The organism is Brevundimonas sp. TWP2-3-4b1 (assembly GCF_049897665.1).
Taxonomy (GTDB): domain Bacteria; phylum Pseudomonadota; class Alphaproteobacteria; order Caulobacterales; family Caulobacteraceae; genus Brevundimonas; species Brevundimonas subvibrioides_B.
Window position 1 is genome coordinate 1 of record NZ_JAFCWQ010000005.1, and the last position, 13,735, is coordinate 13,735.

The following is a 13,735-nucleotide window of genomic DNA, read 5'->3' on the forward strand; positions in this document are numbered from 1 at the left end:
CAACCGCTTCGTCGTCGATCACAATCAGCAGCCCAAACCCTTCGTCTGGACCGCCGATCCAGACAAAATCATCGCCGCCGCTAACCGCGGGCACCAAGTGATGGAATCAATCCACTAGGCCGCAGCGCTTGTCGTTCTGTTGCTGTTGAACTGAGAGGAACTTTTGTTGGCACCCTTTGGCACACCCGTTTGGACTCGTTGAGATAGCCACCATAAGCGGCCTATCGGCATTTCAAGGGGGTGCCAAAGGGGTGCCAAAAGCCGCTGTTAGAGGGTGCCAAACGCGGCACCCCTAGCTTCAAATCGCGCAAATGCCCGCGACCACTGAAACGGCCTACACTAGGGACTGCCACGCGGGGCATTCCTAAATCGATGGGTCCGCCGTTGCGGCGGGATCCTGACCGGCCAGCGCCGCGTCCTTGATTTTCCCCTTTCGGGCGCCCCTGGATTGACACCGCAGTGAATGCGCCGATGGTCGCGCGGCAGCCGCAGCACGCGGACTGCCGGAGGCTATCTTCATGCGCGTACCGGTTTCCGTCGGCCTCTGGCTGACGTGCATTTTTGCGTGACTGGCCTCCACCTCATCCGCCGCCCAGTCCGCCTATGTCACCAATTTTGGATCCAACACCGTCTCGGTGATCCGGCTGTCGGACAATGCCGTCACCGCCACGGTGGGGGTGGGAACCGGTCCGCGCGGCGTCGTCGTGGCCCCGGGCGGCGCGTTCGCCTATGTCGCCAACCAGAACTCGGGCAGCGTCTCGGTGATCCGAACCTCGGATGATACGGTGACGGCCACTGTGACCGTCGGAGCCGGGCCCCAGGGCGTTACTGTCACGCCGAACGGCGTCTTCGCCTATGTGGCCAATTTCAATTCCAGCACGATCTCGGTGATCCGAACTTCGGACAATGCAGTCACAGCCACGGTGCCGGTCGGGGCGGCGCCCTTCGGCGTTGGGGTGACCCCCGATGGATCGCGGGTCTATGTCGCAAACTCCGGGGCCGGGACGGTCTCGGTGATTCGAACCTCGGATAATGCGGTGGTCGCCACGGTGACCGTCGGAAGCAGTCCGCGCGGGGTCGCCGTCACCCCCGATGGCGCGTTCGTCTATGTCGCCAACCTCAATTCCAACACGGTCTCGGTGATCCGGACCTCGGACAATGTGGTGACCGCCACCGTGGCGGGACTGTCCCTTCCTTACGGCGTCGCGGCGACCCCTGATGGAGCGCGGATGTATGTCGCAAATTTCGGGGGCGGCGTTTCGGTCATCCGCACGTCCGACAATGTGATCACCGCCACCGTGGGCGCTGGGAGCAGTCCGCTCGGCGTGGCGGTGACTCCGGACGGCTCGCGCGTCTATGTGGCCAACTTCAACTCCGCCAACGTCTCCGTGATCCGGACATCGGACAATGTGGTGACAGCCACCGTGGCCGCGGGAACGAACCCTGCGGGCTTCGGCCGGTTTGTCAGCCCCGTCGCCTCGCCTCCAGCGTCCGTTCCGACGCTGTCGACCTGGGCGACCATTCTGATGGCGCTATTGCTGGCCGGAGGCGCGGTTCTCATCGTCCAGCGCCGTTACGCCGTCTGCTCCTGAGTCCGACCCAGGCCCCCCAAAGAGTGCGCCTAGGTCGGGCCTTGCGCCCGTCCGCAAGGCGTTGGTTACAAGTTCCGGCCCCGCAATGCGGGTGAAACCGGCGTTTTTTGGTTTTCCCGCGTTCACAGAACCGTGTTAAACATAACCGTCCGTCGGGAGAGCGGGCGGGGGGTTTGAAGTGTCTGACTACGAGGGGCTGGACGCGCCGGACATGGTCCGGATCGCCGGCCGGGTAAAATGGTTCGATGCGGGCAAGGGCTACGGCTTTATCGTGCCCGATGACCCGGCCCAGACCGGGGCCAAGGACGTTCTGTTGCACATCAGCAGTCTGAGGGACGGCGGCTGGGACAGTGCGGGCGAAGGCGCTCCGATCGAATGCGACTGCGCGCGCCGCCCCAAGGGCTGGCAGGTGGTCCAGGTGCACGACCTGGGCGAAGGCGAGGTCGAGGCGCCGGCGCGGCGATCCGGCTACGAAGGGATGCGGGCGGATTCGCGTGCAATCCGCGAGCCGGGGGACGCCGAAGCCGCCGGCGTGCTCGAGGTGGCCACCGTTAAATGGTTCAATCGCACCAAGGGCTACGGTTTCGTGGTGCGCGCGACCGATCCTGGCGATATCTTCGTGCACATCGAGACCCTGCGTCGCTGCGGACTGGACGATCTGGTCCCCGGCGAGACGGTCGCGGTGCGGTTCGCCGACGGGCCCAAGGGTCTGGTGGTCGCGGAAATCAGACCGGGCGACTGATCGGTCGCCCCGAAAGGGCGGTCATGCTGTCGAGACGTCTCCTCATTGTCGGAACCCTGGCCCTCGGCCTGGTCCTGTCCGCCTGCGCCAGATCCTCCGCACCCGTCGATGAGGCCGGTCGTCCGCTGGAGGCACTGAAGATCGTCACCGCCTCGGGCGAGCACGAGATGCTGGTCGAGATCGCTGACGACGAGCCGGAGCGCGAGCGCGGCCTGATGTTCCGCCCGCCGCTCGCAGACGACCGCGGGATGCTGTTCCAGTTCCCCGATTCCGCGGAGCGGTCATTCTGGATGCGCAATACGCCCAGCTCGCTCGACATCCTCTACATCGACCCGACGGGCAGCATCGTCTCGATCGCCCACCACGCCACCCCCTATTCGGAAGCCCCGCTGCCGTCGAACGGCGCCGCCAATGGCGTGCTGGAACTCAGGGCCGGCCGGGCGGAAGAGATCGGCGCCAAGGCCGGCGACAAGGTCGTCCACCCCTTCTTCCGCCCCTGAGGTCGATCTGGCGTTGCGGCCCATTCTTCCGTTGCAGGTTGGGCCGGATGCTGGCAGACACCTCCGCCGGAGTGTAGCGCAGCCTGGTAGCGCATCTGGTTTGGGACCAGAGGGTCGGAGGTTCGAATCCTCTCACTCCGACCATCAGCTTTCCACTTCGGCGTCGTCTGTCGCGCAGCAGCGATTGGACCGAGCGGCACATTAGGCTGAGGCGATCAAACCGGCGGCCTCTTGAGGTCGGTAGTCCCGGCTGTGCCCGCTAACCATCGATCGATGGCTTCACGGCAACCACCCTGCGCCAAGCCTTGCTGTCCCACAAGATTCGTGTGAGGGTTGCGGGTGCAACCTTGGGAGGATTGCCGATGCCGGAGACGACAGAAGATCGCGTAACAGAATATGTAAATTTGCGGTTCAGCGGGGATACTTTTTCGTCCTACACGACCCCGAGCGGCATGGTTGTGTACACCTTCGGCAGCGCCCCATATGAGCGGTGGATCGACGTCGATGGGGATGGAAACTGGGACTATGGCACCAAGGACGTGGGCTTTGGTCAGACCCTGCGTTTTTTCAATGATGGTGGTTGGAGAAACAGTTCGGGCGAAATCGTGGAAGAGGTGGAGCCAGCTCACGGCGCTCGTACGGAACCCGACTTCAAAGGCGATTTGGCCCTCGACTTCGAGAGCGGGTTTGCACCCGGCTTTATAGGCGGTTCGGCGCCCGATACTTTCGTCAGCGTGACCAACTTTGGGGGGGACGATTGGCTCTTTTGAAATACGTGGGATGGGCCGGAATCGCGGGCGCCAGTCTTCTGATAACGGGCGCAGCAGCGAGGGGGCAGTGGGCCTTAGGAGACAATGTCGCGGTGCCGGTCGTGACGTTAGCCGGCAGCAGCGACGAGTCGATCATTGTCTGCATGTACCCTGGTGCTCGCCCGGAACCTTACTGGATCGTTGCCAAGTCTTGTAAAGGCGGCGCTTCCGAATGCACGGCCTTCGTGGCTTTGCCTCGCGGTACTGCCGAGATGATCGTGACGGGATACGACCTTTCGGACCCTCCTCGGGAAGCGACGGGTCCAGAGTGCACTCGACCTGAGTTCAGATCCGAAGGCACGCTTCGCCCGCGGTCCTGAAGTTCGGTCAAAGAGGCAGGGGGGGGGCAGGCCGGCGCCCTGCCTCTTTTCCGCATTTGATGTCATTCCCGTTTAGCCGACGCCGGTCAGCGCGCGCCGCTTCGCTGCTTGAGCCACGGGTTGGCGTGGGTCGCGGCGCGCTATAGAACCCATTCTTCACCCCCGACGAGACTGCCCATGCTGGCCCGCATCTATCGCCCCGCAAAGACCGCCATGCAGTCAGGCAAGGCCAAGTCGAAGGACTGGCGGCTGGACTTTGAGCCGGCGTCGGCGCGCACCATCGATCCGCTGATGGGCTGGACCAGCTCTTCGGACATGAACGGCCAGGTCCGCCTGACATTCGAGACAAAGGAAGAGGCCGTCGCCTACGCCGAACGCCATGGCATTCCGTTCCGTCTGCACGAGCCTCAGGAGCCTCCGGTGATCCTCAAGGCCTATGCCGACAATTTCGCCACCGCCCGCAAGCAGTCCTGGACGCACTGATTCAAGAGGGCGGCGATCGCGCGCCGCGCGGCGGCTCAGGACTTGAGCCGCGAACTCCGCCATTGACCAGCCATCGCTTGAGCCGCACGGGCGGTGCGGCTAACGCTCCCTAACACGCGCCCATAGCTCAACCGGATAGAGCACCCGCCTTCTAAGCGGACGGTTGCAGGTTCGAGTCCTGCTGGGCGCGCCATCCCGATAGCAAGGACCCCCATGGCCGAAATCCGCAATCAGGTTCTCGAAGGCCGTCAGCTTCTCGACGGAAACAGCTTCATCGACTGTGAATTCAGGAATGCGCAGCTGGTGTTCAAGGGCGTGGAACAGCCCGGGTTCGCCAACTGCAAATTCACCCAGAGCCGCTTCGTGTTCGAGGACCATGCGGCGGTGACGGTGAACCTGCTGCGCGGCATGCTCCGCCCCGAGACCGGCATGCGCTCGTTCGTCACCGGCATGATGCCCGAGATCGGCGTCTAGAGCAGGGCAGCCCGCCAGGCGGCGAGCCCGACCTCCAGATCCGCGACAAGTTCCGCCGGATCCTCCAGCCCGACGTGCAGCCGCAGCAGCGGCCCCTCCAGCGTCGGCGGCCTCTCCCGGAACGCCATCTGCGGCGTCTCAAAGGTGATCAGACTCTCGAACCCGCCCCAGGAGTAGCCGAGCCCGAAAAGGCTGAGGGCGTCGAGGAAGGCATGGGCGGCCTTCGCATCGCCGCCCTTCATCACCACCCCGAACAGGGACGCGGCGCCGGTGAAGTGGCGCGCCCACAGCGCATGCCCCGGGTCGCCGGACAGGGCAGGGCCAAGCACGCGCGAGACCTCTGGCCGGCGCGCCAGCCAGCCGGCGACCTGGATCATCGACCGCCCCTGTTCCGCATAGCGAAGAGGCAGGGTGCGCAGGCCGCGCAGGGCCAGCCAGGCGTCGTCCGGCGAGACGCACAGGCCGATGTCCTCATGGGCCTCGGCGATGGCCTTGATGACCCCGGCGTCGCGCGCGCAGACCGACCCCAGCAGCAGGTCCGAATGGCCGCCGGCGTATTTGGTCAGGGCCTGGACGCTGACGTCGACGCCATGGGCGAGCGGCTTGAACGCCAGTCCGGCGGCCCAGGTGTTGTCCATGACGGTCAGGGCGCCCCGTGAACGGGCGGCGGCGGCCACGGCGGGAACGTCGATCATCTCGAACGTCAGCGATCCGGGCGCTTCGATCAGGACCACCCGCGTGCGGTCGGAGATCGTCGCCGCGACCTCCTGGGCCGAGGCGTCGGCGGGGTGGAAGCGGACCGTGACGCCGCGCGCAGTCATGTAGCGGGTCAGGAAGCGCCGGACAGGTCCATAGACGGCATCCGTGGTCAGAACCTCGTCGCCGGGCCTAGTCAGGGCCAGCAGCGGCAGGGTCATGGCGGCGAGGCCGGACGGCGCCAGCCAGCAGCCCTCCGCGCCCTCCAGGTCGGCGATCGCGCGTCTCAACGCATCCTGCGACGCTGTACCGTCGATGCCGTAGAGCGGCCCCAGCCCGGAGTCGCGCATGTCGCCGACTGCGTCCGACAGCATGGTCGAGGCGCGCTCGATCGGAGGATTGACCGGACGGCGTCCGTCTCCCCGCCGGGTCGCCGCCGCGATCAGCCGGGTGCGGTCGGAAAGCGGATCCATGGCGGCCTCGACGGGTTGCGAACGAAGCCCCAAAGGCCTCTAAAGCAGCGGGGGCGCAAGGGGTCGCGACGGGAGAGTCGGGACGACAGCGAACGCGGGACAGACCATGGGCGGACCAACCACGGCTTTCTGGATGCGGATGGCGGGCCTCGCAGCCCTGGCCATGGCGGCCGCGTGCGGCGACCGTGATCGTGAGGCCGAAGCCCCGGTCACTGAGGCGAGGCCGGGCGCGATCCCGACGGCGACCGCGCCTGTCGAAAGCCCGACCCTGACCGCGATCAAGCGGCGCGGACGGCTCAACTGCGGCGTCAACCAGGGTCTGGTCGGCTTCGCCTACACCGACAATCGGGGCGAGTGGCGCGGCTTCGACGTGGACTTCTGTCGCGGTCTGGCGGCGGCCATCTTCGGTGACCCGGACGCCGTGCGATTCGTGCCCCTGACGGCCGAGAACCGGTTCCAGGCCCTGGCCGAGGAGCGGATCGACGTCCTGTGGCGCAATACGTCCTGGACCATGGAGCGCGACACCGGCGGCCAACTCGCCTTCGCCGGGGTGAACTACTACGACGGTCAGGGCTTCCTGGTCCGGCGCGCGCTCAACCTGAACAGCGCCACGGAGTTGACCGGCGCCCGGGTCTGCGTTCAGGCGGGCTCGACCAGCGCCCTCAACGCCGACGACTATTTCCGCAGCCGGGGCATCGACTATCGCGCCGTGGTCCTGCCGACCGAGGAGGCCGCGCGTCAGGCCTATGGCCGCGAGGATTGCGATGCGTTGAGCGCCGACGTCTCGGCCCTGGCCGCCGCACGCACCACCCTGGCGGACCCTCAGCAGCACGTCGTCCTGTCGGACGTCATTTCCAAGGAGCCGTTGGGCCCCGTCACCCGCCGCGGCGACGAACAATGGACCGCCGTCGTGCGCTGGACCCTGAACGCCCTGATCCTTGCCGAGGAAATGGGCGTGACCCAAACCAACGTCGATGAGCAGGCAGAAACCTCGCGCGTGCCCCAGGTTCGCCGCCTGCTGGGCGCGGAGGGCGATTTCGGCCCGCGACTGGGCCTGTCGAAGACCTGGGCGGCGGACGCCGTCGAGGGGGTCGGCAACTATGGCGAAATCTTCGACCGGAACCTTGGTTCGCAATCGCCTCTCGACCTGGCGCGCGGGTTGAATGCACAATGGAACGCTAGACCGGGCGGCCTGATCTACGGCCTGCCGGTGCGATGATGCTCTAGCGCGGCTGCGGGGACGCAGTCGGCGACTTTCGGGGGACGAATGGATACGACGAAGAAGGGCGGCATTCCGCTCCACTGGTTGATGCTGATCGGGTTCGTGATCGGCCTGGGCGGAGGCCTGTACGTCAATCAGTACATCGGGCCGGAGATTTATTGGGTCCAGTGGCTGACCTCGAACGTGACCGGACCGGCGGGGCAGATCTTCCTGCGCCTCCTGTTCATGCTGGTGATCCCGCTGTTGTTCTCCGCCCTCGTCGTCGGCGTCGCCGAAATGGGCGACCTGAAATCACTGGGTCGCGCTGGCATCAAGACCCTGCTCCTGACGATCGTGGTGTCCGGCATCGCGGTGCTGATCGGTCTGGGCATGGTCAACTATTTCCGCCCCGGCGACGGTGTCGATCCGGCGCTGGCGCAACTGCTTCTGGCGCAGGGAGCGGACGGCGCCGCGGCGATCGTCGAGAAGGCGCCCGAAAGCGTCCAGTTCGGAACCTTCTTCCTGGAGCTGATCCCGTCGAACGTCTTCACGGCGGCGTCGGAGAACCAGATCCTGCCGATCATGATCTTCGCCCTGCTGTTCGGGATCGGCCTGGTCATGGCCAAGAGCCCCAACACCGACAAGCTGCAGAACGTCATCGAGGGCATCCTCGAAGTCACGATGAAGCTCATCAACCTGGTCATCAAACTGGCGCCGATCGCGATCGCCTGCCTGATGTTCAACTTGGCGGCCCTGTTCGGATGGGACCTTCTGGTGCGACTGGCGGCCTATGTCGGCGTAGCCGTGGGGGCGATGGCGATCCACATGTTCGTCGTCTATCCGCTGGTCGTCTGGATCGGCGGCGGCATGAACCCGATCACCTTCTTCAAGGGCGTGCAGCGCCCGATGATCGTGGCCTTCTCGACCGCGTCGTCCAACGCCACCCTGCCGGTGTCGCTGAAGGCGGCTGAGGAAGAGCTGAAGCTGCCGCGCAAGATCGCCCGCTTCGTCCTCACCGTCGGCGCCACCGCCAACCAGAACGGCACAGCCCTGTTCGAGGGCGTCACGGTGCTGTTCCTGGCCCAGTTCTTCCAGATCGAACTGTCGCTGACCCAGCAGGTTGTGGTGATGCTGGTCTGCATCCTCGGCGGCGTGGGCACAGCCGGGGTGCCGGCGGGTTCGCTGCCGGTCATCGCCATGATCCTGGTCATGGTCGGGGTGCCGGCCGAGGGCATCGGGCTGATCCTGGGCGTCGATCGCTTCCTCGACATGTGCCGGACCGTGCTGAACGTGACGGGCGACCTGGTGCTGGCGACCGTCGTCTCTCGCGGCGAGAAGGACGACCCGGTTTCGCCGGAGCCCGCAATGCGGCCGACCGTGGCGTCCGTCGCCTGATTCTCAGGGGCCGGTGACGACCTCTGTGTCGTCCCGGCCGCCCCATTCGGCCCACGACCCGTCATAGAGCACGCCTTCGCGCCCCAGCAGGGCGAGGGCCAGCAGCGGCACGGCGGCGGTGACGCCGGAGCCGCAGCTGGTGATCGGCCTGTCCGCAGGGCCCAGTCCCCGCGCCGCGAACGCCGCTTCCAGCGCCTCGGGCTCACGCATCAGTCCCTCGGCCGTCAGCAGGTCGCCGAACGGCAGGTTGACCGCGCCCGGCATATGACCCGCGCGCAGCCCGGGACGGGGCTCGGGGGCGGACCCGGCGAAACGGGCGGCGGCGCGGGCGTCGAGCACCGGCGCTCCGGCGGCCAGCGCCGCCCTGACCCGTGCCACATCGGCGATCATGTCCGGCCGGGGGTCGGCTTTGAACACGGCCTGGCGGGGCGAGGCGGGCCCGGTCTCCAGCGATCCGCCCATGCGCTCCCAGGCCGGCAGGCCGCCATCCAGCACCTGAACCCGGTCGCAGCCCATGGCGCGGAACATCCACCAGGCGCGCGCCGCCGTGAAAAGACCGAAGGTGTCATAGACGACGATCCGGTCCGTCTCCGACACGCCAAGTCGACCAGCCTGTTCGCCAAATTGATCAGCCGACGGCATCATGTGGGGCAGGGGGTCGTCCCGGTCCGAGATCGCCTCCAGATCGAAGAAGACCGCCCCCGGCACATGCCCCGCCTCGAAGATCGGCCGCGCAGGCGTGCCGTCCAGATGCCAGCTGGCGTCGAGAATCCGAAGGTCAGAATCGCCGGACGCGCTAGTAAGTTCGGCTGCGGTGAGGAAAGCAGGGAGTTTGGCCATGATCGAGACTACCACGGGAGCGACAGCCAGGCTTCGTCTGGTGCTGGGCGACCAGTTGTCCGACAGCCTGTCCGCTCTGGAGGGACTCGACCCGACGCGCGACGTCGTCCTGATGGCCGAGGTCAATGACGAGGCCACCTACGTCAGACACCACAAGCAGAAGATCGCCCTGATCTTCGCCGCCATGCGCAGCTTCGCCCTGAGGCTTGAGGCGCGCGGCGTCGCGGTGCGCTACGTCCGCATCGACGCCCCGCCCAACACCCATTCGATCGTCGGTGAGCTGCACCGGGCGCTCGACGATCAGGCTTTCAGCGGGGTTGTGATCACCGAATGCGGCGAATGGCGGCTGGCCGAGGCGCTCGCGGCCTTTGCGGAAATCGCTGCGGTCCCGGTCGATATCCGCGAGGACCGTCGCTTCATCTGCCCGCACGACCGCTTCCGCCGCTGGGCGTCCGGCAAGTCCCAGCTGCGGATGGAGTTCTTCTATCGCGAGATGCGTCGCGAAGCCGGCATCCTTCTCGACGACGGCCAGCCGGTCGGCGGCAAATGGAACTACGACGCCGAGAACCGCAAGGGCCTGACCAAGGGCCTGCGCCCGCCCGCGCGCTTGCGGACCCCGCCCGACGAGATCGCGCAGGGGGCCATCACGGATGTGGCGCGTCTGTTCCCGGATCACTTCGGTGACCTGGAGGAATTCGGGTGGCCGACGACGACCGAACAGGCCGAGAGCGTCCTCGCCGACTTCATGACAAACGTCCTGCCCAACTTCGGCGACTGGCAGGACGCCATGGTCCGGGGCGATCCGTGGATGTGGCACGGACTGATCTCGACCTCGATCAACCTGGGTCTGCTCGATCCGCTCGACGCCTGCCGCCGCGCCGAGGGCGAGTATCGCGCGGGTCGCGCGCCGCTGAACGCCGTCGAAGGCTTCATCCGCCAGATCCTGGGCTGGCGGGAATTCGTGCGCGGCATCTACTGGCTGAAGATGCCGGACTATGCGCGGCGCAACTTCCTCGACGCCGATCGGACCCTGCCGGGGTTCTACTGGTCGGGCGAGACCGACATGGCCTGCGTCGCCGACGTCGTCGCCCAGACGCGGAGCCACGCCTACGCCCACCATATCCAGCGGCTGATGGTCACCGGCAACCTCGCCATGCTGCTGGGCGTCCATCCCGACGAGATCGACGACTGGTACATGGTGGTCTACGCCGACGCCTATGAGTGGGTGGAGATGCCCAACACGCGCGGCATGGCCACCTTTGCGGACGGTGGAATCATGGGCTCGAAACCCTATGCCGCGTCCGGCGCCTACATCGACCGGATGAGCGACTACTGCGGATCGTGCCGGTACGACGTGAAGGCCAAATCAGGTGAAAACGCCTGTCCGTTCAATCGTCTGTACTGGGGTTTTCTGGAACGAAACCAGAATCGGCTGCGCGACAACGTTCGACTCGCCATGCCCTACCGCACCCTGGAAAACTTCGGACCTGAGCGTCGCGCAGCCCTGCTGAACGAGGCCGAGGCGGCCCGTGACAGATTGGGCGCGGCTCCCAGGCAGGAATAGCGCGTCCCGTCAGTCGTCGGCCCGTGCGCCGCCGCTGATCGCCTTCAACGCCGCCAGGGCCCGGTCGCGGGCCTCGGCGTGATCGACGACCGGTCTCGGATAGTCATGGCCGAGACGGATGCGGGCCTCGCGCAGGACCTCGGGCGGCGCGGTCCAGGGCGCATGCACCCATTTGTTCGGGACGCGGGCCAGTTCGGGGACCCAGCGCCGGACATACCGCCCTTCGGCATCGAACTTCTGTCCCTGGGTGACCGGATTGAAGATGCGGAAATAGGGCGAGGCGTCGGCCCCCGACCCCGCAACCCACTGCCAATTCTGCGAATTCGACCCCAGATCGGCATCGACCAGCGTGTCCCAGAACCAGGCCTCGCCCCGGCACCAGTCGATGAGCAGATCCTTGATCAGGAAGGAGGCTGCAATCATCCGCACCCGATTGTGCATCCAGCCGGTCGCCCACAGCTGGCGCATGCCGGCATCGACGATCGGGTACCCCGTCAGGCCGCGCGTCCAGGCCGTGAAGCCCGTGTCGTCATCCAGCCAGGGGAAGGCGTCATACTCCGGCCGGAACGCCCGCTCCGGCAGGGTTGGGAAATGATGCAGCAGATGGGCGGAGAACTCGCGCCAGCCGATCTCGGCGAGGAACTTGTCCGCCTCGGCCGCGGGCGCCTTGCCCGCTCGCTCCGCCTCCTCGACTGCGGTCCACGCCCGCCACGGGCTCAGCTCACCCCAATGCAGGTGCGGCGACAGGCGACTGCCGCCGATCTCCGCCGGCCGGTCGCGGCCGATGCTGTAGGTCTTCAGCGCCGACGATGTGAACCGCCGCAGCGCCTCGACTGCGCCAGCCTCACCGGGCGTCCAGTCGAACCCCTTGGACCAGTCCGGATCGGTGGGGTGCAGCCCCCAGTCGTCAGCCTTGTCGCTGTCCAGCGTCGCGACCGCCCCGAAGGACGTCGGTCCCGTCGTGTGTGGCGGCGCCTCCGCCTGCGCGCGCAAGCTCTTCAGAAACGGCGTGAACACCTTGTACGGCCCGCCCGTCCCGTTCAGCACCGCCCCCGGCCGACACAACAACGAGCCGTTGAAGCCCCGGCATTCGACGCCTTCGGCCTTCAGGTCGTGGGCGATATCGGAATCGCGCCGCGACGCGTCGGGCTCGAACAGGCGGTTCATGAAGATCGTTTGCGCGCCTGTCTCGGTGATCAACCGACGCAGTTCGGCGTCCGAATCGCCCCGGCGCAGGATCAGGGTCGCTCCGCGCTCCGCCAGGCTTGCCGACAGGGCGCGCAGGGACTTGTCCAGCCACCACAGGCTCGCCGCCCCCTCGCGCCGAACCGCCGAACCCTCGTCGTGGATATAGACAGGGACAATGGGACGACCCGCCGCATGCGCCTGGTTCAGCGCCGGGTTGTCGGCCAGCCGCAGATCGCGGCGGAACCACAGGATGACGGGGGGCTCGCCTTCAGTGGTCACGCCTCGGATCTCCGTGGTAGGTTGAAAAACAAGGCGTGCGGGGCCACCTCACCGCCCCATAGGCGTGGCATCGCCAATGCGCCATCCGTCAGAATGTCTCAAAGAGAAGGCCCGTCCGTGAGCGCTCCCAATTCCGTCATCACCCTGTCAGGCCACGGCATCACCACGCCGGTCGTCATCGGCGGCGGGGCGCGCATCGTCTTCATCGCCGGCCCGTGCCAGCTGGAAAGCCGCCAGCACGCCCTGGAGATGGCTCATGCCCTGAAGGAAATCGGCCAGCGTCTGAAGGTCGGCATTATTTACAAGACCAGCTTCGACAAGGCGAACCGCACCTCCGCCAACGCCGCGCGGGGCCTGGGCCTGAAGGATTCGCTTCCGATCTTCGACGAGATTCGTCAGGTCACCGGCCTGCCGGTCCTGACCGACGTCCATTCCGAGGAACAGGCCCGCGAGGCCGCCCAAGCCGTTGACGTGCTGCAGATCCCGGCCTTCCTCAGCCGCCAGACGGACCTGCTGCTGGCCGCCGCCGCGACGGGCAAGGCGATCAATATCAAGAAGGGTCAGTTCCTGGCCCCCTGGGACATGAAGAACGTCATCGCCAAGGTCGTCGGCGCGGGCAATCCGAACGTCATGGCCTGCGAGCGCGGCGCCAGCTTCGGCTACAACACCCTGGTCTCCGACATGCGCGCCCTGCCGATCCTGCGCGAGATCGGCTGCCCCGTCGTGTTCGATGCGACCCACTCCGTACAGCAGCCGGGCGGGCAGGGGACGTCTTCGGGCGGCCAGCGCGAGTTCGTCCCGGTCCTGGCCCGCGCCGCCGTGGCCGTCGGCGTCGACGCCGTCTTCATGGAAACCCACCAGGACCCCGACCACGCCCCCTCGGACGGCCCCAACATGGTGCCCCTGTCGGAGTTCGAGGGCCTGGCCGCCGAACTGCTGGCCTATGACGACCTGTCGAAGGCGCGGATGAAGGCTGCTGCCTGAACTCGGGCGCTTGTCATCCCCGACGAAGCGAAGCGGAGATCGGGGACGTGGGGTCGCTGATCATTCCCGGCCCCGGGCGGCGTCCGGCCGAACCGGGGCAACCCGTCTCCCGGTTCGCCCTTTCAGGTCGACCGGGAGGGTGGAAAACGAGGCCTCGCCGTCCCGGATCTGCGCTGCGCTCCGTCCGGGATGACA

General features: G+C 66.7%; 13 protein-coding genes, 2 tRNA genes and 1 pseudogene. 13 read left to right on the forward strand and 3 right to left on the reverse strand.

The features are described 5' to 3' along the window. The 9 genes and pseudogenes from ACP7A5_RS05395 to ACP7A5_RS05435 all read left to right on the forward strand — a co-directional run. Window positions 1-118 (forward strand): annotated as a pseudogene (locus ACP7A5_RS05395) (IS630 family transposase); the annotation flags it as partial. Window positions 119-569: 451 nt separating this feature from the next. Further along, the gene (locus tag ACP7A5_RS05400) at window positions 570-1,592 is read left to right on the forward strand and encodes an IPTL-CTERM sorting domain-containing protein (RefSeq protein WP_426041095.1); all 1,023 of its coding nucleotides are present in this window, start codon (window positions 570-572) and stop codon (window positions 1,590-1,592) included. Between the two features lie 178 nt (window positions 1,593-1,770). Further along, window positions 1,771-2,334 (forward strand): cold-shock protein, encoded by a 564-nt coding sequence (locus ACP7A5_RS05405; protein WP_426040950.1) that lies wholly within the window; start codon window positions 1,771-1,773, stop codon window positions 2,332-2,334. Between the two features lie 23 nt (window positions 2,335-2,357). Beyond that, entirely contained in the window at window positions 2,358-2,834 is a 477-nt protein-coding gene (locus ACP7A5_RS05410) for a DUF192 domain-containing protein (protein WP_426040951.1), read from the forward strand. A 67-nt stretch (window positions 2,835-2,901) separates the two neighbouring features. Beyond that, window positions 2,902-2,978: transfer RNA gene (locus tag ACP7A5_RS05415), tRNA-Pro, on the forward strand. A gap of 218 nt (window positions 2,979-3,196) precedes the next feature. After that, a complete protein-coding gene (locus ACP7A5_RS05420) occupies window positions 3,197-3,604 on the forward strand; it encodes a hypothetical protein (protein WP_426040952.1) in 408 nt (135 codons plus the stop codon). A 536-nt stretch (window positions 3,605-4,140) separates the two neighbouring features. Then, window positions 4,141-4,446: an ETC complex I subunit gene (locus tag ACP7A5_RS05425; RefSeq protein WP_303695702.1), complete on the forward strand. Its 306-nt coding sequence runs from the start codon at window positions 4,141-4,143 to the stop codon at window positions 4,444-4,446. A 116-nt stretch (window positions 4,447-4,562) separates the two neighbouring features. Next, window positions 4,563-4,639, forward strand: a tRNA-Arg gene (locus tag ACP7A5_RS05430). Window positions 4,640-4,659: 20 nt separating this feature from the next. Continuing rightward, the gene (locus ACP7A5_RS05435) at window positions 4,660-4,920 is read left to right on the forward strand and encodes a hypothetical protein (protein ID WP_303695703.1); all 261 of its coding nucleotides are present in this window, start codon (window positions 4,660-4,662) and stop codon (window positions 4,918-4,920) included. Here the strand turns inward: ACP7A5_RS05435 and metC are convergent. Beyond that, entirely contained in the window at window positions 4,917-6,089 is a 1,173-nt protein-coding gene (metC, locus tag ACP7A5_RS05440; RefSeq protein ID WP_426040953.1) for a cystathionine beta-lyase, read from the reverse strand. The genes ACP7A5_RS05435 and metC overlap by 4 nt on opposite strands. Window positions 6,090-6,195: 106 nt before the next feature. On the opposite strand from metC, the gene ACP7A5_RS05445 reads away from it, so the two are divergent. Then, window positions 6,196-7,308 carry an amino acid ABC transporter substrate-binding protein gene (locus ACP7A5_RS05445; RefSeq protein WP_426040954.1) on the forward strand — a complete coding sequence of 371 codons (1,113 nt, stop codon included), beginning with the start codon at window positions 6,196-6,198 and terminating at the stop codon, window positions 7,306-7,308. A 48-nt stretch (window positions 7,309-7,356) separates the two neighbouring features. Next, window positions 7,357-8,685, forward strand: coding sequence for a dicarboxylate/amino acid:cation symporter (locus tag ACP7A5_RS05450; protein WP_426040955.1), 1,329 nt, complete (start codon window positions 7,357-7,359; stop codon window positions 8,683-8,685). 3 nt (window positions 8,686-8,688) lie between these two features. Here ACP7A5_RS05450 and sseA read toward each other — a convergent pair whose 3' ends face one another. Then, window positions 8,689-9,525 carry a 3-mercaptopyruvate sulfurtransferase gene (gene sseA / locus ACP7A5_RS05455; protein WP_426040956.1) on the reverse strand — a complete coding sequence of 279 codons (837 nt, stop codon included), beginning with the start codon at window positions 9,523-9,525 and terminating at the stop codon, window positions 8,689-8,691. On the opposite strand from sseA, the gene ACP7A5_RS05460 reads away from it, so the two are divergent. After that, window positions 9,524-11,089, forward strand: coding sequence for a cryptochrome/photolyase family protein (locus tag ACP7A5_RS05460; protein WP_426040957.1), 1,566 nt, complete (start codon window positions 9,524-9,526; stop codon window positions 11,087-11,089). The two genes, sseA and ACP7A5_RS05460, sit on opposite strands and share 2 nt — an antisense overlap. Window positions 11,090-11,098: 9 nt before the next feature. Here ACP7A5_RS05460 and ACP7A5_RS05465 read toward each other — a convergent pair whose 3' ends face one another. Continuing rightward, window positions 11,099-12,556, reverse strand: a complete 1,458-nt coding sequence (locus tag ACP7A5_RS05465; RefSeq protein WP_426040958.1) for a cryptochrome/photolyase family protein — start codon at window positions 12,554-12,556, stop codon at window positions 11,099-11,101. A gap of 93 nt (window positions 12,557-12,649) precedes the next feature. On the opposite strand from ACP7A5_RS05465, the gene kdsA reads away from it, so the two are divergent. Then, the gene (kdsA, locus tag ACP7A5_RS05470) at window positions 12,650-13,540 is read left to right on the forward strand and encodes a 3-deoxy-8-phosphooctulonate synthase (RefSeq protein WP_426040959.1); all 891 of its coding nucleotides are present in this window, start codon (window positions 12,650-12,652) and stop codon (window positions 13,538-13,540) included. Window positions 13,541-13,735: the final 195 nt, after the last annotated feature.